The organism is Ammoniphilus soli (genome assembly GCF_040813775.1).
Window position 1 is genome coordinate 1 of record NZ_JBEGDL010000011.1, and the last position, 19,515, is coordinate 19,515.

Below are 19,515 nucleotides of genomic sequence, written 5' to 3' on the forward strand. Positions count from 1 at the left end.
CATCGGCTCCCAGTCCATCCGTCTCCTTCATGACCAAATCATGCAACGAATCCACTTCCGGATTTACCACGAGGTCCGCCCCGGCGATCAAAGCCTTTTCCCGGCGATGATCGATCGGCTCACTCAGGATGACTTGGCGCGCGCCTGCCGCTTTCGCCAGCTGGACATGCATCAGTCCAATCGGGCCTCCCCCGATGATCACGACCGTATCGTTCATCGAAACATTCGCCTTGCGCTGCCCGTTAATGCAGCACGCTAGCGGCTCCACCACGACCGCCTGCTCGAACGGAACATGGTCGGGGATCTTCACGAGGTTGCCCGATTCCAGGGCTTCCCTTGGGATCCGCACATATTCCGCAAACCCGCCATCGAATTCATACCCGATCGCTGTTCGATTCGCACAAGCGTTTTCCCGGTTGTTCAAGCAGTAGTGGCACTTCCGGCAAGGGATGACAGGCATAATCCCCACGCGATCCCCCACTTGGAACTCCTGCACCTGGTTCCCTACCTTTTCCACCGTTCCCACCATTTCATGGCCGATAATGGAGGGCGTTCGAACGCCTTTCGTTTTCTTTCCGTCAAAAATTCGCACATCCGTCCCGCACACGGCGCTGACATAAATCTTCACTAAAACTTCTTCTTCACTAATTTCCGGCGTTTGCACTTCCTCTAATGAGATGTTCTCTGGTCCGTGAAAGATCGCTGCTTTCATTGTTGTCCACTCCTTCATTTTGATGTTCGTATATAGTAGATTTCTTACTGTCTTTTACATCCCAAACCATTGGATCGGGACCGTAATCAAGGATGGGAAAAGCACGAAAATGAGAATAATTCCTGCCGTAACAGCCATCCAAGGCAGCGTGCTGCGCGTCACCTTCTCCATCTTAAGCCCAGTGATATTGCATACGGCATAAAGGCATACCCCGACAGGCGGTGTAATCAAACCAAAAGACAAGACGATAACCATAAAGATTACGAAAAACACAGGGTCAATTCCAACGGCATGAATGGTCGGGAGCAAGATCGGAATCAGGATAAAGATCGCCGCCGTAGCGTCCATAAACATGCCCACAATCAGCAGAAAAATAAAGAGCAGAAGCATGATGACAATGGAATGGGTTGAAGCTTCCCCGATTAAGCTAGCAATCCGTGATGGCAGGCCATCATATTCGAGAATCCAGCTTGCCGGCTTCGCTGTCACTGCGATAAAAAGAATGGTTCCCGTCATTTTGGCCGTGAGGAACGCGATTCTCGGAAGCTGATTGAACCGTATCGTCTTATAGATAAACATAGAGATGAAAAGAATATAGATGGCGGCAATCGCCGCTGCTTCCGTCGGGGTAAAGAAACCGCTTAGAATTCCCCCAAGCAAAATGAGCGGCGCCAGCAAGGCCGGGAAGGCATGAGTAAAACTCTCAATTAAATTCTTCCATTGAAAAGGAACCCGCTCACCGATCCCGTGCTTCTTGCAATAGTAATAGTTATAAATCATCCATAATACGGAGATGATGACCCCTGGAATGAGTCCGCCGACTAGGGCAGCCCCAATCGACACTCCCGCAGTGGAAGCTGCGATCACCATCAGAATGCTGGGAGGAATAATCGTAGCCAGCATGGCGGAAACCAAGGTTAGAGCTGTCGCATATTCAACAGGGTACTTGTTTTTGACCATGGCATTAATGCTCATCTTCCCCGTGCTTGCGATATCCGCTACGGAAGACCCTGCCATTCCGGCAAAGATCATACTCGCCAGAATGTTCACATGCCCTAAACCTCCCGTGATCCAGCCTACCAGACTGGCTGCAAAATCATTGATTTTCTCAGCCACCTTACCTTCATCCATCAGAATCCCTGCGAGAATGAACAAGGGTACGGCAACCATCAGGAAACTGTTCATCGAACTGAACATCGATTGGATGACCAGATTCAGAGGGATATCCACAAACAGGAGCAATACAAGGACGGATGAGATTCCCAGGGCTACAGCAATCGGAAGACCTAGGAACATTAGGATAAAAAAGATAACAAGAAGGGCAATCGACATAACCTATTCCTCCTCCGGTTCCAGCAAATCTCGATGAAACAGGAACGATTCAATCACACCCAGAATACCAACGATAGCCGAAACCGGGAGACTGAGTCCGATAATCCACATGGGAATCCTAAGAGCTGACCCCATCTCATTCATGTTAAATTGCTGCAGCATCAATTGGGTTCCCGTAACCAGCATGAATGCGAAAAACCCGATCGTGGCGATTATGTAGAGCCATGTCGAACCCCGCTGCACAATTTTAGGCATCCAAGCCAGAAAGTACGTCACCCTTGCCGACTCCGCTTGGCGAAAGCCGATTCCAATACCCAAAAAGATCATCCAGATGAAAATGAACCTCGTGGCTTCTTCTGTCCAGGGAGCCGGACTTCCCATCAGTCTGCCTCCAATCTGCAACAGCACGGTCAGAATGATCGCAAAGGTCGCTAATATAGCTGTTAGATCGAAACTTTTATTTGCATACTTAAAGAATTCTTTCATTTTATTTCCTTTTTCCGTTGTCACACCCAACGGTTTTTCATCAGGCGTTGTATTGTTGACTGTTGAGGTTTTCAATTTGAACGATCTCCCTCTACAAAAATAGTTGGTGTTGCAAGCGGAAGGCCGATCCTCCTTCCACTTGCCTTCATTTAGTTACTCTACTCTTTTCCTACAAATTTGAGCGTCGTATTGAAGAAAGCCTCATCTTTTACTAGGTCCTTAAACTTAGGATAAAGCTGCTTAGAAATATCTACGAATTTCTGATGATTTTCAGGTGTGAGCGTGTTGACCTCCATCCCTTTCCCCTTCAGGAACTCAATCGCTTCATTTTCTTGCTTCTGATCATAGTCAAGCGCCCATTCCTGAATTTCCTTAGTGGCTTCCCTCAAGGCCTGCTGCTGCTCAGGTGCCAGCTTATTGAATTTATCTTTATTGATTCCGATCACCCAGCTGTCTGCCATATGGTTGGATACCGTTAAGTATTTTTGAACCTCATAGAACTTCGCATTCATTGGAATTTCCGCCGGGTTTTCTTGCCCATCGATCGTCTTCAGCTGAAGGGCATTGTACACTTCACCGAAAGCCATAGGAGTCGTGACAGCTCCGGTCTCTTTGAAAAATTCCACCCACAGCGGGTTATTCGGAACTCTTAAACGAACTCCTTCCAAATCGCTTGGCTCTTGAATCGGTCCCTTGGAATTCGTAATCTGCCTGAAGTTCCTTGCCCAGTAGCCTAATCCTTCAATGTTGAACGAATCAATACTCTGAAGAAGCTGCTGCCCTGGCTCCCCATTCAGGTAACTCATAAACTGTTCGCGATCATCGAATAAGTATGGAATGCTAATCGCACTGAACTTCGGTTCAAAGTTGGCATAGAGAGAAGTCGATAGGGCTAACATATCCAGCGACCCCGCACCTAGCTGCTTGACAGCTGCGGAAGGGTCTCCCCCATATAGGGAACCACTTGGAAACACTTTCACTTCAATGGACCCTTTGCTCTTCTCATTGACCAGTTTGGCAAATTCGTTAGCTGCTATCGTAATGGAAGCGGTGTCAGGATCAGGTGTAGATAAGTTGAAAGTGACCTTCTCCGCTTTGCTTCCCGTATCCGCAGCTGGAGCCTCCGTTTTCGGACTGGAGCTTCCTTGATCTCCTTGAGAAGAATTGGTTGCCGTATCGCAAGCTGTCATTGATACCGCTAACATGATAACCCCTAGTCCTGATAACGCTTTCTTTAACATCTTTTATCCCCCCGCATTCTGAATGGTTGCGACCGCCATACTCTTAAAGAAGTCTGGAATCTTCGCAAAGTTTTTTCACCTTACTCAAAAGTTTCTGTAAATTTTCTTCGTTGAATTTATTCTATCACCGTTGGTAATTTTCTTCAATATTTTTTTAAAAAAATAAATATATTTTTCATTCTTGAGATTAGCATGGATCTATAAGCATAATCAAACAAACCCCGGTAGAACTGCCTTCCATAGGTACTCAAACCAAAGGAAAAATTCCAACAAAGCGGTTAACTATTTGAAAAAAAACTTCAAGAAACAGAAAAGTTCCCGATTCATGAAAGAATCGGGAACTTTTCTAATACTTTAGCAGAGTGACATGGTTTAGGTTTAGGATCATAAAAAAGAATGGACATGTCCAAGCATCATCCATCCTGAAAATAAATACTTTAAGCTATATTTTTCGCCATTTGATATGCCTGAAGAAGCTGTTCAACCCGTTGATTTTTAGTATGTTCTTCTATGTATTCGTCCGATTGGATGACTCTAACTAATGCAGAAAATACTTTCTCCGGGTCTGATGTTTGAAGCGCTGTTAAGAAATCCAATGTTTCATTTGCTAATTCCATAGACATGCTGTATCCTCCCTATTCATCAAGAAAAATTAGGAGGCAACTGGCTGACATATTGAATGAATCAATTTAGTCCCTATAGCTTTGCGTCACCATTTTTCAATGGCTTTGCCTTGTCTCTATAAATTGAGAATACTGTAAAAGAATGGTTAAAACAATACGAACATCGAACCATCTTTACGAGTGAGAAATTAGGACTATTTTTTGGAAATTCAAGTAGTTCTATAGTATCGGAAAATAATAATAAATAGAAACGATCGTTTTTGCACAAATCGGGTGCCTTAATCGATCCAACGACTCTTTAAATCAAGACTAGGTCGTATGCCTAACGAAGAAATCCCATATGATTGTACTAGCGTCCGGTCCTAACGTATCCGTATACGATCCTTCAGAGCTTCCTCCAGACCAAGCATGTCCCATTCCGTTGATCAACCACAATTCCATTAATGGATAGCCATTTTGATCATGGTATACATTCTTTAAATAGCTTCTACCGTTCACAATTTCAGCTTGTACAGATGCTGGGATAATCTCCGCCTTTCCTATTCCGCCTTCGACAAGGAAGTTGGTTTGTGACCATTGAGTAATTAACTGTTCTGCGTTTATAGGATGAACGATGTTATCGCTTGTTCCATGGAAGACAATAACCGGTATTTTTCGTTTATTCGCTCCCATTTCCAGAAATGCCTTTTCTGCGCTTTTATATGGATCATCCCCACCCTTGTCCATTGCCGCCAATGGATTTTCCAGATCTTCAATATCTGCTGCGCAATATTCTACGCCTGAACATATGCCGATACCGCTAAATACATCTGGATATGTTGCTCCTAAATTGGAAGTCATGGCTGCACCGGATGAAAGTCCTGCAGCAAAAATTCGATTCGAATCAATGCTGTAATGTTTTTTCACCTCGTGAATCATACCAACGATGATATCGGGTTCACCGCCTCTTCCACGGTGTAGATTTCGATCCTCAAACCATCTCCAGCAGCCGTCCGGATTAGCTAGTTCAATTTGAATCGGATGTTCAGGATACAAAACCAGGAAATTCTCCTTTTCCGCTATTTCATTCATTCTTGTTCCTGCAGCAAAGTCATCCGGATTCTGTTTGCATCCATGGACCATCACCATTAAAGGAACTTTTGTCCCTTTTTGGTATCCGCTTGGAACGAATAATTTGTAAGTGAAACCTAGTAGACTGTCATGGACATATTCCCCATCGTAATGAAACTGCAAAAATTTTGACATTTTACTTTCCACCCCTCTAAGATTCATTTTTTAAAAAAATCAATTTCAGCTATATTTTAACAAGGGGTGGTCGTAAAATTATGTCACTTTTTGTCCTTTACCAAAATTTAAAGTTAATTTATGGTATCCACCTCATGAGAGAGGGCAATAAAGTAGTCATTAAGCAATGATTCTTTATTATAAGAAAAACGCTGCCCCTGAAGGTTAACCACTTTTCCTCCTGCGGCTTCCACGATCGCTTGTCCAGCCGCCGTATCCCATTCCATCGTCGGGCCAAATCGGGGATAAGAATCCGCTAAAGCTTCCGCCACAGCACAAAACTTTAACGAGCTTCCTTTTTCAATTCGACGAATTTGCGTAAACCGCTTTTCAAGCTTGGATAGATATTCATTCACCTCTGGAGAAGGATGAGACCGGCTCTCTACGATAGTGTATTGGCTTTCTTCCAATGCCTTCACCTTTAATTCTGTCTTGATTCCCCTATCGTCTACTTTGTAGGCTCCTTCCCCCTGTTGGCCTACATAGAGCGTTCCTAAGGCAGGGGCATAGATCACACCCAAGACCGGATAGCCGTTTTCGATCAAAGCAATATTCACGGTAAACTCGCCGTTTCTTTTAATGAATTCCTTCGTGCCATCAATCGGATCGACTAACCAGAACCGATTCCAGTTCTTCCTTTCCTCATAAGCCACTCCCTTTCCCTCCTCAGACAGAACCGGAATAACTGGATACGACTCTTTAAGGGCTTTTGCAATAATAGCATGAGAAGCTTTATCCGCCGAGGTGAGCGGGGAGTCATCTTCTTTGTTTTCGATTGTAAAATCTGTCTGATAAATCTCTAAAATGGCTTGGCCCGCCTCTTGGGCTATTGCTATAAGATGATTCAAATTTATGATAGACATTGCAGATCTCCTATCTTTTATTCGCATTATAAACTACCATAATCTTACCAGATCATGCGAACGATCAAAACGGGCAATTCCATAAAAAGCGGTTTTATTTCTCTTACATCTTGGTAGCATACCAGTCATTTCTAGAAGATAGGGGATCGACGAAGCTGAAGCTATGGTCCAGGCCATACGTCCACAGGTCAAAATCTTTCCGGAATTCAAGCGGGACTTGAAAACCTGTTTCCATCCGCTTAAGGGAACTTAAACATTGCATAATGAGGAGATTGTAGGGGACCCTATTCGATATCTCTTTAAGGAGGAGCAAGAAATGAATTCAAATCAAAACGGGCAAAATCAACCGAATGGATCTCAGACTATACTTAATGCAGACTTTTCGATGACAAACATCCAAGAAGTGAAAGAGGACATTGCTAGGGATACAGCGCCAGTCGTACCTCCCAGCTATCAAGATGCCTTGCAGCCTGGATTTGCAGGAACAAAAGCCAGTAAGGTTCGAGAAGAAATCCAACAGGATTTGATGAAAGCACAAGCAAAGCGGTTGCAGTAAAAAAACCTCTGGATAGGTTTTGGACTCCCCTAAAAAATATAAAACGCCCACTTGGGCGTTTTCATTGAGCAGCTTGCTGCATTTCTTCTATTAATCTTCTTTTTTCATACCATTCCAGAGCCTTTCGTTCAGCCCTTGTTAAATAGCGGTCGCTAACCGTTTTTGCTGATTTCCTTTTATTTTTCTTTTGTTGTGCAAACATATCGCGCTCCTCCTTTGGGATACTGGCTGGCATAACGATCGCCGATCGATCGATGAAGCCCCTATAGTTTTGCGTCACCACTTTTCAATGGTTTTGCCTTTATCAGTCAGGAATGCTTACATTCTAATATGAAAACACTTCCAATACAAGTCCATTTATGTAAGCGCCTAATGTGGTGCTTTTCTTTTTTTCTAAATATGGATGAAACAATTGTGGGGGATAAAGCGTCAGATTACATAGTGATGGCAAAATCTTACATGTTTGTCGCAGATGAATTGAGTTCACTTTCGAAAGGGGAAAGAACATGTTCAAATTTTCAAGGAAAGTGATTTTAGGAACGATTGCTGGTACGTTGCTTTTAACCGGTTCAGCCTTTGCTTGGACGGCTAAGACGAAGAGCATTCAAGCTCGTTTTGCGCAAATTCAACTTATTGTGGATGGAAAGAAGATCCAAACCAAAGCTGAGCCGTTCATCTACAACGGAAATGTTTACGCACCTATCGCCACCATAGCCAATGGGATAGGAGTCCACCAAGAATGGGATAACAAAACACCAGCAGTTCGGGTATCTTCTCCAAAAGGCGGTTCCATTGGTCCAACCATTAAGGAAAAGAACGATGCGATATTAAAGAATCAAGATAGTCGGGGTCAATACACCAAATATGCTCCTTTATTCAATGACTTATATTTCGGGGTGTCAGATCTGGTCTCCAATGGCATGACATTCATTCAGAACTTTGCAACGAATAAAACCCTTAACATTCCCGTCACCAAAATTTCTGGATATACAACGAATGCTACTCATGTCGCGGGGTACCATCAATCGCTAATCAGCCTAAACGGTAATGCAAATGATGGTGTATTTATGATGAATGAGAACCTATGGAAGTCAGATGATAGCCTAAATTACATCTCTTTCTTCAAAATACAGAATGATGTCATCACCAAGGTGAACTCCCAAAGGATTGAACACGATAAAAACACGTTCATTAAAGTGACCTGCCAAGATAATCAAGTCTACGTTAACTTCTTTAAGAATGATAGCAATAACGAAGGAAATTTAGTAAAGGTTAGGGTGTATGATATTAAAAACTACAATCTTGTATTAAACCAAGAAATTACTAAATAACTCACAAACCCATAAAATGTAAAAATGGTTGCATATTTTATCGCAACCATTTTTCTTGTTTAACAACCGAATCCCGTTTTATTGCATGGGATTGGAAAAGTCATTGAAAAGGATTCGTACAGTATCTCCACGGCACAAACAATCCCTCTTCGCTTAAATGCAGCACGGACAAATTCTTTAGCCAGATTGGGACGATTGCCATGTTGTTTTTGAATGACTTCTCCGGATAGGGTACTCTGAACCTTTTTTACGGGGCTAATCCGGTTAGACCCGTCTCCGCTTTCTTAAAATGGACAAAAAATCTCGTACCATCCTTGCTGGTTTTCACTTTGATCTCAGCGCCATGCCGGGCTGCAACCCCATGGCAAACGGATAAACCGAGCCCGGTGCCGTGAACCTTGGTACTGAAGAATGGGGTGCCTATTTTTTCAAGCAGTTCTTCCTTGATTCCGCAGCCCTCATCCTGTATTTCCAAGATGACTTCATTCTCCCTCTGGTAGGTTTTGATCGTGAGCGTTCCCCCGGCAGACATCGCCTCTAATCCATTCAATGAAAGATTCAGGATCAGCTGGCGAATTTCTTTTTCATCCAATGACAAGGGCCGGCATCGCTCCAATTCAAGCTTCACATCGATATTGGTGCATAATGCCTTCGCTTGAATCAGAGGAAATAAGGTTTCTACGATCGGATGAAGCTCCTTGAGCTTTCGCTTGGTAGGATTGGGCTTTGAAACGGATAGAAAGTCCGTAATGATGTTATGGGCCCGGTCGAGTTCCTCAATCATGATATCGATATAGTCGGTCGCGGGGGTGTCTTTCGACATTTGCAGAAAGCCGCGAACGGTCGTCATCGGATTGCGGATTTCATGCACAATCCCGGCTGCCATTTCCCCCATGATGTTCAAACGGTCAAATCGGGCCATTTCTTTCTCCAAAAACACTCGGTCCGTAATATCCGTGATCACATGGAGAAGGCATTCCTCCCCATGGATCACCATTACTTCCGTGGATAAGAGTCCTTCTCTCAAGTCTCCGGACTTGGTCAAAAAGCTGATCTTTGCATTTCGAACCAGTTCTCCCATTTCATCTGAATCGATGATATATTGCAGGACGTCCGATGTTTGGTTAATCACTTCATCATAATGAAAGCCCGTATGATGCACCCAGCTTTCATTGACATTGATATATCTCCGATCCTTTCGTGATCTTAAGGCCACTAAGCAGGGAGTAGAGTCAAAGATTTTGCGGAACCGTTCCTCCTCCAGCAATTTCCGCTCGGTGACATCACGAATGGAACAGATATAAATACGATGTCCCTCTACGCTGGCTTCACCAATTTGAATGTCTGCGGGGAAGTAGCCTGCATTTTTTCGCAAGGCAACGGTTTCGATGACCGTTCCTACGGCTTGCTCATCGAAACCATTCTCAAACAGTCCGGGAACCAATTGATCGATGGGATGTCCAAGCAATTCTTCCTCTGTATAGCCAAACATATCCCATAGGGCAGGATTGGCAGTTAACAGCCTTCCCTTTTCATCAAGGGTAGCGATCGTATCAATGGAGGTTTCCCCGATGACTTTCAGCAGTTGATTCTGGAGCTTGATTTGCTCCTGGTATTGATGCAGCTTGACAAATGCCTCCACTTTCATTTTCAGCGTTTCCGGATGGAACGGTTTAAAGATATAGTCAATGGCGCCTACGGAATAACCGTGTTTGACATGCTCCATCGCTTGGCTTATAGCCGTAATAAAAATAATCGGGATATGCATGGACATGTCCCGCGATTTGATTATTCGAGCCGTTTCAAAGCCGTCCATGCCCGGCATCTGCACATCAAGCAGAATCACGGCAAAGTTTTCGGTCAGTACATGCTTCAGCGCTTCCTCGCCGGAGGTTGCACGGACCAAATGATAATCCGGGCAAGTTAACACATTTTCGAGGGCTAACAAATTTTCGGGACGGTCATCAACCATTAGGATATTGACTTTTTGTGCAGCACTACTTAACTTTGCAGTATAGTTTCTCATGTGGATCGATCTCCTTGTAACACGCAGTTTTGCTGGTAAAGGCAATATTCTCTTTTTGTCCCAATCCCAGGACCCCGGATAAAACTAAACTATCATGAAACAAATCATGGACGCGGTTTTGCAAAGCCGTATTGAAATAAATCATCACATTCCGGCAAAGAATCACGTGAAATTCATTAAACGAGTGATCGACTGCTAGATTATGCGGAGCAAACACAACATTTTCGCATAAAAACGGATGAAAAACCGCCTGATCTCCTGTCACGCTGTAATATTCGCTAAACGCTCTCGTTCCTCCGGCTTTTAGATAATTCCTTGTATACAAGGACATTCTATTTAAAGGAAAAGCTCCTTGCTTGGCTTTTTTTAAGACAGATTCATTCATATCCGTGGCATAGATTCTCGTTTTTTCATGCAAGCCCTCCTCATATAGGAGAATCGACATCGAATAAACCTCTTCACCAGTAGAACAGCCTGCATGCCACACCCGGATAGCAGGATAATTCCTCAATAAAGGAACGACGTTTTGACGAAAGGACAGAAAGAAACCCGGGTCCCGGAACATCTCTGTCACATTAATCAAGAGATCGTTCAATAAGTTCTTCATCATCTGCGGATCATGAAGAACTTTCTCCTGCAGGCCGGATACGCTTCTCAAATTTTCCAATTCAACCCGATGCATGATTCTGCGCTGAATGGAAGAAAAAACATAGTCTCGGAAGTCAAATCCATAACGCCGAAAAATAGCTTCAAGCAAAAATTCAATTTCCATTCTCTCCAATTCATCCGTATCTTCCCTTCCGTTCAACGGGACAGGCTGACGGGATCGGTTCATCTTTCATTCCACCTATCGTATAACCAAACCTGCATGAGCGAGAAAAGCTGCTCCAATTTTACAGGTTTGCTGATATAATCGGACGCTCCAGCCTCCATGCATTTTTCCCTGTCATTTTTCATCGCCTTAGCCGTAAGCGCAATAATGGGCAAGGTTTGGAAATGGGGCATGCTACGAATCGTGCGCATGGCCTCAAAGCCATCGATCTCAGGCATCATGATATCCATGAGGACCAGATCGATGTCAGGATTCTCTCCCAGAACGTTTAGGGCCTGCCTCCCGTTTTCCGCAAAAAAGACCTTCATTTGCTTTTTTTCCAGCGCCGCAGTAATGGCAAAGATGTTACGCATATCATCATCAACGATAAGGATTTTCTTCCCCTTCAAAAAGGGAGCCCTATCCTGTGATAGGATATCCTCTCCATCTATTGCCGGGGATTCGGAACGAGCGGCAGCAACCTCTGGATTAGAAATTTCGGCAGCAGGCCTTTCCGCTTCAGGCATGGGCAAATAGAAGGTAAACGAGCTGCCTTGTCCCGCCACGCTCTCCACGTCAATCTTCCCTCCCAGCAGCTGGGCGATTTCCCGGCTAATGGATAGCCCCAGCCCCGTGCCTCCATATTTCCGGCTGGTCTTTCCATCCCCTTGCTGAAAGGCCTCAAATATAATACTCTGCTGGTCTTTTGCGATGCCGATGCCTGTATCCTTTACAGTGAAGGCCAGCTCGGGATGCTTCGCCAGCGTATCTTTTCCGGTTTCGCGGATATGAAGGGTGACTTGACCTTTTTCGGTAAACTTAAAAGCATTGGACAATAAATTTCTCAAAATTTGAAGTAAGCGGTGTTCATCCGTAAAGATTGTTTTCCGCAGCCCGGCATCCAGCTGTACGGCAAACCCGACACCCTTCTCGTCTGCTATAGGAAGAAATTGCCGCTTCATGAAGGAGCATACCTGATCCAGGTTCACTTCGGCAGGGATCATGTCGATTTTCCCTGACTCGATTTTGGATAGATCCAAGATGTCATTGATTAACTGCAACAGATCATTTCCGGACGAATGGATGGTGCTGGCAAATTCCACTTGCTTGGCTGTAAGATTGCCATCCTCATTATCGATCAGCAGGCGGGACAAGATGAGCAAGCTATTGAGGGGGGTTCGCAACTCATGTGACATATTGGCGAGAAACTCCGATTTGTACTGTGAACTTAACGCTAGCTGTACCGCCTTGTCCTCCAGCTCCATCTTTGTTTTTTCCAATTCCTTTGACCTCTGCTCAGCGTGCTTATACTGCTCCTCCAATTTGTCGTTAATGCTTTTCAATTCCTCCTGCTGCAGCTGCAGTTCTTCCGATTGGACCTGCAATTCATCCGTTAGAGCCTTCGCTTCACTCAGCAGATGTTCAATCTTCATGCGGCCGGTCACGCTGTCAATGGTGATCCCCATATGACTCAGCACCTGCTTCAGCAGCATTTGCTGGATCTTGCTCATGGGCTTCAAGGATGCCAGTTCAATCACGGCGATGACCTCTCCTTGAAATTCCACCGGCTGGATGATCAGGCTTGACGGTGAGAACTTTCCCATCCCGGACGTGATTTGAACGTGATTTCCGGGAATATCCGTAAGCATCATCATTCGATTTTCCAAAGCAGCTTGTCCGACAAGCCCTTCACCCAAGCGGAAAACCAATGAATCGCTCTCCCTCCCATCCGCATAGGCTGCCAGCTTATGGAGGCCCTCTTCATCACCGGTTCCCCTTTTCACGTAGAAAGCGCCATAATCCGCTCCCACCATCGGTGTAATCTTGGTAATGAACTGCCGAGCCAAGGTCTTCAAATCATGAATTCCTTGATACATGGTGGCCATCTCTGCAATGTTTTTTTCCAGCCAGCTTTTTTCTTTGAGGGACTTCGCCATTTTATTGAAAGCTTGGGCAATATCCGCAATTTCATCCCGAGAATGAACCTCGATCCGAGGTGCCTCTGCTTCCTTAAAATCCGAGGTAACGCCGGATATCACCTTCGTAACTTCAAACAGATTTCTGGTAATATTCCGCGATATCAGGAAGCCGATCATGACTGTACAAAGAAAAGCAAAAATGCATAAAAGAAATGTGGATGCTTTTACTTTTTCAACCAGTTGGGTATTCTCTTCTATTCCCTCGTCCATTAACTGCTGATTGCTATTCGTTATGAGTTGGGCGAGAGGTTCAAGTTGCATGCCGATCGGCAAAACTTCTTTCATGAAATAGTTCAATGCCTCGTTCTGATCATCCTTATTTTGATAAATGGACAGCAATACCTCATATTTTTTCTGAAATTCTTGATTCAATGATTCCAAATTACTTACAGTATCTTTCGATTCAGGCAGGGTGACCAGATATTTCATTTCACTGATGTGGTGGTTTAACTCCGCACTCGCCGTTCTTAGTTCAATGATAAAGTCCGGGCTTTGCGTCAAAAGATAGCCTCGCAAACTATTAGTTTGCTTGATCGCCAAAACCTGTATATTTTTAGCGTTGGATAAGATCTGTACCCGGCGGTTGATTAAATCCGAATAAGAATCGTTCACTTTTGCTATGTAATAGTAAAAGATGGCGCTTATGGCTCCAAAGAAAACAGCAATAGACAAAAACCCGATAATTAATTTTTTGCCGATGGTGAACTTCACGAGTCCCTCCTGTCAAAAATAAAACTTTCATTTTTTTCCATCACTAAAAGATGTACCTATCATATACCATCCCTATTTATTTTGACAAAACGGCTATTAATAGAAATCAGCATAGAAAACGGATTCATCGGTGTCTATAGCTCAAATACTCTGTTTTATTACCCAACATGCGATGTAATTAAACATTACATAAATTTGCGATCTGCGTATATTTTTTATAAATAATGTACAACGCTTTATTTTTTGTCACAAATTAGACACAAATCAAAGACTTCTTTCGACATACAAGTAATTCCAGATTGTCATATACTTATCCGTGTTGATCGTCGTGTAATAAAAACTAACATAACCGATACGAATCATGAATAATACCTGGAGGGATAAAAGGATGGTCATGCTGATGGCAAGAAACAATCACGCGTTTTCGGATTACTCTAATCTAATGTTCTATGATGAAATGTTTGATCCACTCGGTAAAGTCAGGCCTTCATATAAAAGGGTCTACCAGCAATTCTCCGGGATGGAGCTAAAAGAGCTGAATAATCTAAACTCTTTCATGCAATCGCAGATGGTCAAACAAGGCATCACCTTCACCTTGTATAGCGAAAACCCTGAGGATGCATCGCTGGAGCGTACCATTCCCTTTGATATGATTCCTCGGATCATCACCGCGGATGAATGGTCGCTCCTGGAACAAGGGCTTAAACAGAGAGTCCGTGCCTTAAATGCCTTCATTTGGGATGTTTACCATGAGCAAAACATTCTTAAGGATGGCATTATTCCAAGAAAAATGATCGTAACCAATCCTTATTTCCGGCCGGAAATGGCCGGGTTGGATATCCCGAATCAAGTGTATATCCCTCTGTCCGGGATCGACCTGATTCGTGGCGAAAATGGCGAATTCTATGTTTTGGAGGATAATTTGAGGAGTCCTTCCGGATTGTCCTATGTCTATAAAAACCGGTCCCTGATGATGCATCTTTTCCCCAGGCTATTCTTTGAGCATCAAATCCAGGATATCGACCACGGCTTAAACGCTTTGCTAAGCAGTTTGCGCAGCCTGGCTCCCCAGGGCAAGCCGGATCCTCTGGTCGTCTTGCTTACGCCGGGCGTACATAATGCGGCCTATTATGACCATACGTTTCTCGCTCAAGAAATGGGGATCGAACTGGTGGAAGGACGGGATTTAATCGTCATTGACCAAAAAGTGTACTTAAAGGGCATTCAAGGGCTTCGGCAGGTCGACGTGATTTATCGGAGAATTGATGATGAATTCCTTGATCCGCTCGCGTTCCGCCCCGATTCTTTACTGGGTGTGCCCGGGCTGATGAATGCGTACCGCGCCGGTCAAGTGGCTCTTGCCAATGCCCCGGGAACGGGTGTGGCCGATGATAAAGCAGTGTATGCTTATGTACCGAAGATGATTCGCTATTACCTGAATGAAGCGCCCATCCTGAAAAATGTTCCGACTTATATGCTTTCCAAGCCCGAAGAAAGGGAGTACGTACTTGCCCGCTTGGCCGAAATGGTCGTTAAAGAGCGTTCCCTTTCCGGAGGATACGGCATGCTGATCGGGCCGACTGCATCCGAACAAGAGCGTCAGGCCTTCGCTGAAAAAATTGTCCGTCATCCGGACCGCTATATTGCCCAGCCGACGATTAAGCTGTCCTGCTCTCCTTCTCTTGCCGGCAGGGAAGTGGCTCCGTGCCATATTGATTTGCGCGCCTTCGTATTTATGGGTCAGGATATCCAGGTCGTACCAGGGGGACTTACAAGGGTAGCCCTGCAAAAAGGTTCCCTTGTGGTGAATTCCTCGCAGGGCGGCGGCACAAAAGATACATGGGTTTTGCAAAGAGACTCCCACAAAAATTAAATGAGGTGAATGATTATGATGAATCGCAGCGCTGAATTGTTATTTTGGATAGGGCGGTACATGGAGCGGGCGGAAAACCACACGCGATTGATTGATGTAAATTATCATATGCGCCATGAACTCAAAGGAATAGAAACGGAACAAGCCTATATATGGGAAAAACTCGTTGCAGCCATTGGTGATGTTCATGCTTTTAAGGCTAAACATCCCGATGTAAATGAAGCGTCTGCCCTGCACTTTTTGACATTTGAGCGGCTCCATCCGAATTCCGTTTTTTCTTGCATCTATCAAAGCCGAAACAATATGCGGGCTTTGCGGCAGCTGCTGCCGAGCGAGCTATGGAATACGATCAACGCCTTTTACCTGTGGCTGATGGAACAGGATATCAGTACCCTAATGAATCCATCGCCGCACATGTTCTACCAGCGCGTAAGAGAATGGTTGTCCCTCTTTAACGGTATGGCCGATTCCTTGATGGTAAGGGAACTCGAATGGAATTTCATTCAAGCGGGCAAGTATATGGAACGGGCGGAGAACACCGTGCGCATTCTCCATACCATCTATACCAACTTTATGCACGATGGGTTTCCTTTCCGAGACCAGAATCATTATAACCGGATGATCGTGCTGCTAAAGTCTGTTGGCGGTTATGAAGCCTTCCGCAGGTTTCACGCCAATGACGTCAGCTTCGCAAAAGCGGCTGAGTTTATGATGCTCAATCCCACTTTTCCCCGGTCTGTCCAATTTTCCTTAACTTCTTTGGAAAGCTGCCTCAACGCCATCAAGCAGCAAGACTATGATTTTGCGGTTGTTTCCGATCAAGCGATTCTCCTGACGGCAAAAATCAAAGCCATCCTGTCCGGCCTTGATGAAGGCCATCCTGAACAGGATGGATGGAAGCTGCTTCATGACATGCTCAGGTCCTGCCACCAGCTCGGATTGGGGATTTCCAAAACTTTCTTTCAAGAGGAGTTCGTTACAGCGTGAAATTACAAATATCCCATCTTACAAGATACGCCTATCAAGAGCCGGTAACCGACAGTGTCAATGAGATCCGGCTCACGCCAAGAACAGATGCTAACCAATCATGCTGCGAGCATTCCATCTTGATTGAGCCATCAGTCCCTCTCTTTTCCTATGAGGATTACTTTGGCAATACAGCCCATTATTTTACCGTTCCCGCTCCGCATGAAGAACTTTTGATCTATTCGAATTCCATCGTTGAGACAACGGAGAACCATCATGAGCCCACCCAGCGGCTTCCCTATGTGGACGAACGGGACATCCTTATGAGTGAACCCTTTCAGAATCAATATGCAGAATATTTAATGGAAACAAACTACACACGGATCACTGCGGAATTAACAACGTTTTCCGTTGAAAATATAAACCCATTACATGCAGAGAGTGTTTATCAGCTCCTTGAGAACATTTCAAATGCCATCTACTCCAACTTGACTTATGATACAAAAGCAACGCATGTTCATACCACCGTAGAAGAAACATTGGAGTTAAAGCGGGGGGTCTGTCAGGATTATGCCCATCTGATGATTGCCCTCTGCCGGATGCATAACATACCGTCCCGATATGTCAGCGGATATCATTTCATCGGTGATTTAAGCGACGGATACACCGAAGTTCAGCATGCCTCCCATGCCTGGGTGGAAGCCTATGTTCCTTTAATCGGTTGGACCGGCTTTGATCCTACCAATAACGGGAAAATGGACTGGCGGTATGTAAAAATCGGCCACGGCCGCAATTATAGCGATATTGTCCCGGTTAAAGGCGTCTACCAAGGCACGAACCAGCAGCAGTTGGAAGTAAAAGTGGATGTAAAACGAATCTACGGGAACGGGGGATAAAAACGTGTTATTGCTAGAGTTATGCAATTTTCATTCGAGGTTAACCTCTATGACGAATATAGAAGCTCTCCTATCAGAAAAAAAATCACTCGAACAGCAGATTAACAATTCGGAGTTGAGCTTCGATTCTCGTTTGACACTATCCAAAAAAGTATATTTAATCAACGAACGAATAGAAGAAATACGAACTGATCAGCGATAAATGGAGAGGGAGAAACCATGTCGTATACCGAAAAAAAAGTCATTACCATTGGTATTGTCAGCGAGTTGACAGGCCTATCAGACAGACAGATTAGATATTACGAAGAACGAAAGCTTATTTTCCCAGCTCGCACAAATGGCGGAACGCGAAAATATTCTTTTAGTGATATAGATAAACTTATGGATATTGCCAATAAAATGGAGGACGGATTACAAACCTTCGAGATCAGAAGGCTGGAAAAAGAAAAAGCCAAACGCGAAGAAAAGGCTCGAAACCAAATGATTCAAGGACAATTGAATTCCACCTTCTACAAGAATAGAAAGGATAGCCTGCAAAACCCTCTATCAAAAGAAAAAGAGCGATTCCTATATTAGGTGAATCGCTCTTTTGTTTCGACAAAATCCGGGTAGTGACAGGCACTTAATTAAATCCGAGCAGACTGGAACAACTCAATCCATTCTCCATCCGGACCGTAGAAGAACATATATCGGGAACCATTCGGCAGGGTCGTAATTTCCTTATCGATGAAGGCTACTCCCAACTGCTTTAAGCGCTGAACTTCCTCTTCGATGTTGTCCACGGTAAAGGCAATATGATGAACCTTTCCCTCTTGGGGAAGCTGGTCATTATACCCTTGGATGAGTTCAAGCTCCGTCTCTTTTGCATCTTTAAATCCCAAAAATGCCAGTTTGATGTTGGGATCGGGGTGTTCTGCCTTCCCTAGCAGCTCCATACCCAAAACTTCCTTATAAAAAGCAATGGATGCTTCCATATCTTTTACCATGACTCCGACATGCTCTAACTTTTTAACAGCCATACCTATTCCTCCAGTTTTTAAAAAAGACATTACAAATATGATACTATATTCATCACATGGCTTCATTCGTTTAAGCTTTTTTATTTTAGTCAATTAACTAACTTTTGTGTAAAAATTCAATTGGTTTGAATTTGTTTGACCTGAATCATTAACCATTTGAATAACACAGCCATTCCCAGGTATCCCGGAACTGAATAAATGTGCTTCCATTTAAGCGGTTGGTAAAATTCCATCCATTCAAGAATATTTTCACCGATAAAGGCAAAGACAACAGCAACTATTGAATTAGCAACTAGGAACGAACTCCAACTTGTATAATACTGATAAATCAGCATATAGGTCATCGGTATAATAATTAAATCAATGGGAATAAGCGGTGTACATATGGGAATCAATTTATTATGATAACTCCATAGTCCGAAATTCCATCCAAAGACGTCAGCAAATGTGGATAATAAAGCAATAAATGCCCCATATAATAATACTTCTGTTAATCTTTTACGATCTACTAGCTTCCACCAAATTATAATCCAACCTATGGTAACAATGATAATAATCCACCAGTGAAATGATAGGAATACTTCATCCAACCAATGTTCTAACGTTATTTCATGAATTTGTTTTTGGAGCTGAATCATTTTATCTTTTGGATTCATCATAACATCGTTCTTTGGGCATCTTTACTTTCACCTCTACGATTATTAATGACCAAAGAGTCATTTTTTAAACATTTATCCAAAGCCAGTCCCTAAGACGAGAAGAATTGAAAAAACCCTTAGTTCCTTTTTTAATTTTTTTCAATAGAT

At 43.9% G+C, this 19,515-nt stretch carries 19 protein-coding genes and 2 riboswitches; of the genes, 6 read left to right on the forward strand and 13 right to left on the reverse strand.

The window, feature by feature from the left end:
* From ABLT31_RS20000 to cysQ, 7 genes are all read right to left on the reverse strand, one after another.
* On the reverse strand, positions 1 to 712 hold a 712-nt coding region (locus tag ABLT31_RS20000), incomplete at its 3' end, for an alcohol dehydrogenase catalytic domain-containing protein (protein WP_367754930.1).
* 54 nt (positions 713 to 766) lie between these two features.
* Positions 767 to 2,044, reverse strand: a complete 1,278-nt coding sequence (locus ABLT31_RS20005; protein ID WP_367754932.1) for a TRAP transporter large permease — start codon at positions 2,042 to 2,044, stop codon at positions 767 to 769.
* Between the two features lie 3 nt (positions 2,045 to 2,047).
* Positions 2,048 to 2,605, reverse strand: coding sequence for a TRAP transporter small permease (locus ABLT31_RS20010; protein WP_367754934.1), 558 nt, complete (start codon positions 2,603 to 2,605; stop codon positions 2,048 to 2,050).
* Between the two features lie 83 nt (positions 2,606 to 2,688).
* Positions 2,689 to 3,771 carry a DctP family TRAP transporter solute-binding subunit gene (locus tag ABLT31_RS20015; RefSeq protein WP_367754936.1) on the reverse strand — a complete coding sequence of 361 codons (1,083 nt, stop codon included), beginning with the start codon at positions 3,769 to 3,771 and terminating at the stop codon, positions 2,689 to 2,691.
* A 437-nt stretch (positions 3,772 to 4,208) separates the two neighbouring features.
* A complete protein-coding gene (locus tag ABLT31_RS20020) occupies positions 4,209 to 4,394 on the reverse strand; it encodes a hypothetical protein (RefSeq protein WP_367754938.1) in 186 nt (61 codons plus the stop codon).
* 32 nt (positions 4,395 to 4,426) lie between these two features.
* A riboswitch (cyclic di-GMP riboswitch) is annotated at positions 4,427 to 4,514 on the reverse strand.
* Between the two features lie 189 nt (positions 4,515 to 4,703).
* Positions 4,704 to 5,639, reverse strand: a complete 936-nt coding sequence (locus tag ABLT31_RS20025; protein ID WP_367754940.1) for an extracellular catalytic domain type 1 short-chain-length polyhydroxyalkanoate depolymerase — start codon at positions 5,637 to 5,639, stop codon at positions 4,704 to 4,706.
* A 113-nt stretch (positions 5,640 to 5,752) separates the two neighbouring features.
* Positions 5,753 to 6,541: a 3'(2'),5'-bisphosphate nucleotidase CysQ gene (cysQ, locus tag ABLT31_RS20030; protein ID WP_367754942.1), complete on the reverse strand. Its 789-nt coding sequence runs from the start codon at positions 6,539 to 6,541 to the stop codon at positions 5,753 to 5,755.
* Positions 6,542 to 6,857: 316 nt separating this feature from the next.
* Here cysQ and ABLT31_RS20035 point away from each other — a divergent pair, with 316 nt between their 5' ends.
* Positions 6,858 to 7,097: a hypothetical protein gene (locus ABLT31_RS20035; RefSeq protein WP_367754944.1), complete on the forward strand. Its 240-nt coding sequence runs from the start codon at positions 6,858 to 6,860 to the stop codon at positions 7,095 to 7,097.
* 61 nt (positions 7,098 to 7,158) lie between these two features.
* On the opposite strand, the gene ABLT31_RS20040 is transcribed toward ABLT31_RS20035, so the two are convergent.
* A complete protein-coding gene (locus ABLT31_RS20040) occupies positions 7,159 to 7,299 on the reverse strand; it encodes a hypothetical protein (protein WP_367754946.1) in 141 nt (46 codons plus the stop codon).
* A gap of 14 nt (positions 7,300 to 7,313) precedes the next feature.
* Positions 7,314 to 7,407: riboswitch (cyclic di-GMP riboswitch) on the reverse strand.
* Between the two features lie 196 nt (positions 7,408 to 7,603).
* Between ABLT31_RS20040 and ABLT31_RS20045 the strand changes: the two genes are divergently transcribed.
* Entirely contained in the window at positions 7,604 to 8,428 is an 825-nt protein-coding gene (locus tag ABLT31_RS20045; protein ID WP_367754948.1) for a stalk domain-containing protein, read from the forward strand.
* Positions 8,429 to 8,675: 247 nt separating this feature from the next.
* On the opposite strand, the gene ABLT31_RS20050 is transcribed toward ABLT31_RS20045, so the two are convergent.
* The 3 genes from ABLT31_RS20050 to ABLT31_RS20060 are packed head-to-tail and all read right to left on the reverse strand — an operon-like array spanning position 8,676 to position 13,955.
* Positions 8,676 to 10,454, reverse strand: coding sequence for a response regulator (locus ABLT31_RS20050; protein ID WP_367754950.1), 1,779 nt, complete (start codon positions 10,452 to 10,454; stop codon positions 8,676 to 8,678).
* On the reverse strand, positions 10,426 to 11,289 hold the full coding sequence (locus ABLT31_RS20055) for a CheR family methyltransferase (protein WP_367754952.1): 864 nt from the start codon (positions 11,287 to 11,289) through the stop codon (positions 10,426 to 10,428). Before ABLT31_RS20055 ends, ABLT31_RS20050 begins: the two co-directional genes overlap by 29 nt.
* A complete protein-coding gene (locus ABLT31_RS20060; RefSeq protein ID WP_367754954.1) occupies positions 11,286 to 13,955 on the reverse strand; it encodes an ATP-binding protein in 2,670 nt (889 codons plus the stop codon). Before ABLT31_RS20060 ends, ABLT31_RS20055 begins: the two co-directional genes overlap by 4 nt.
* Positions 13,956 to 14,343: 388 nt before the next feature.
* On the opposite strand from ABLT31_RS20060, the gene ABLT31_RS20065 reads away from it, so the two are divergent.
* The 4 genes from ABLT31_RS20065 (at position 14,344) to ABLT31_RS20080 (ending at position 18,266) form a co-directional block, all read left to right on the forward strand.
* Positions 14,344 to 15,828 (forward strand): circularly permuted type 2 ATP-grasp protein, encoded by a 1,485-nt coding sequence (locus ABLT31_RS20065; protein WP_367754957.1) that lies wholly within the window; start codon positions 14,344 to 14,346, stop codon positions 15,826 to 15,828.
* A 15-nt stretch (positions 15,829 to 15,843) separates the two neighbouring features.
* Positions 15,844 to 16,815, forward strand: coding sequence for an alpha-E domain-containing protein (locus ABLT31_RS20070; protein ID WP_367754959.1), 972 nt, complete (start codon positions 15,844 to 15,846; stop codon positions 16,813 to 16,815).
* Positions 16,812 to 17,690 carry a transglutaminase family protein gene (locus tag ABLT31_RS20075; protein WP_367754961.1) on the forward strand — a complete coding sequence of 293 codons (879 nt, stop codon included), beginning with the start codon at positions 16,812 to 16,814 and terminating at the stop codon, positions 17,688 to 17,690. The genes ABLT31_RS20070 and ABLT31_RS20075 overlap by 4 nt, the downstream gene beginning before the upstream one ends.
* A 219-nt stretch (positions 17,691 to 17,909) precedes the next feature.
* On the forward strand, positions 17,910 to 18,266 hold the full coding sequence (locus tag ABLT31_RS20080; RefSeq protein WP_367754963.1) for a MerR family transcriptional regulator: 357 nt from the start codon (positions 17,910 to 17,912) through the stop codon (positions 18,264 to 18,266).
* A 50-nt stretch (positions 18,267 to 18,316) separates the two neighbouring features.
* On the opposite strand, the gene ABLT31_RS20085 is transcribed toward ABLT31_RS20080, so the two are convergent.
* Together ABLT31_RS20085 and ABLT31_RS20090 are read right to left on the reverse strand one after the other, a co-directional pair.
* The gene (locus ABLT31_RS20085) at positions 18,317 to 18,709 is read right to left on the reverse strand and encodes a VOC family protein (protein WP_367754965.1); all 393 of its coding nucleotides are present in this window, start codon (positions 18,707 to 18,709) and stop codon (positions 18,317 to 18,319) included.
* A 116-nt stretch (positions 18,710 to 18,825) separates the two neighbouring features.
* Positions 18,826 to 19,368 carry a CBO0543 family protein gene (locus tag ABLT31_RS20090; protein ID WP_367754967.1) on the reverse strand — a complete coding sequence of 181 codons (543 nt, stop codon included), beginning with the start codon at positions 19,366 to 19,368 and terminating at the stop codon, positions 18,826 to 18,828.
* Between the last annotated feature and the right edge of the window lie 147 nt (positions 19,369 to 19,515).

Coding starts and splice junctions, on each gene's coding strand:
- ABLT31_RS20005 (WP_367754932.1), bottom strand. CDS start 2,044: ATGTCGATTGCCCTTCTTGTTATCTTTTTTATCCTAATGTTCCTAGGT.
- ABLT31_RS20015 (WP_367754936.1), bottom strand. CDS start 3,771: ATGTTAAAGAAAGCGTTATCAGGACTAGGGGTTATCATGTTAGCGGTA.
- ABLT31_RS20020 (WP_367754938.1), bottom strand. CDS start 4,394: ATGTCTATGGAATTAGCAAATGAAACATTGGATTTCTTAACAGCGCTT.
- ABLT31_RS20025 (WP_367754940.1), bottom strand. CDS start 5,639: ATGTCAAAATTTTTGCAGTTTCATTACGATGGGGAATATGTCCATGAC.
- cysQ (WP_367754942.1), bottom strand. CDS start 6,541: ATGTCTATCATAAATTTGAATCATCTTATAGCAATAGCCCAAGAGGCG.
- ABLT31_RS20035 (WP_367754944.1), top strand. CDS start 6,858: ATGAATTCAAATCAAAACGGGCAAAATCAACCGAATGGATCTCAGACT.
- ABLT31_RS20040 (WP_367754946.1), bottom strand. CDS start 7,299: ATGTTTGCACAACAAAAGAAAAATAAAAGGAAATCAGCAAAAACGGTT.
- ABLT31_RS20045 (WP_367754948.1), top strand. CDS start 7,604: ATGTTCAAATTTTCAAGGAAAGTGATTTTAGGAACGATTGCTGGTACG.
- ABLT31_RS20050 (WP_367754950.1), bottom strand. CDS start 10,454: ATGAGAAACTATACTGCAAAGTTAAGTAGTGCTGCACAAAAAGTCAAT.
- ABLT31_RS20055 (WP_367754952.1), bottom strand. CDS start 11,289: ATGAACCGATCCCGTCAGCCTGTCCCGTTGAACGGAAGGGAAGATACG.
- ABLT31_RS20065 (WP_367754957.1), top strand. CDS start 14,344: ATGGTCATGCTGATGGCAAGAAACAATCACGCGTTTTCGGATTACTCT.
- ABLT31_RS20070 (WP_367754959.1), top strand. CDS start 15,844: ATGATGAATCGCAGCGCTGAATTGTTATTTTGGATAGGGCGGTACATG.
- ABLT31_RS20080 (WP_367754963.1), top strand. CDS start 17,910: ATGTCGTATACCGAAAAAAAAGTCATTACCATTGGTATTGTCAGCGAG.
- ABLT31_RS20085 (WP_367754965.1), bottom strand. CDS start 18,709: ATGGCTGTTAAAAAGTTAGAGCATGTCGGAGTCATGGTAAAAGATATG.
- ABLT31_RS20090 (WP_367754967.1), bottom strand. CDS start 19,368: ATGATGAATCCAAAAGATAAAATGATTCAGCTCCAAAAACAAATTCAT.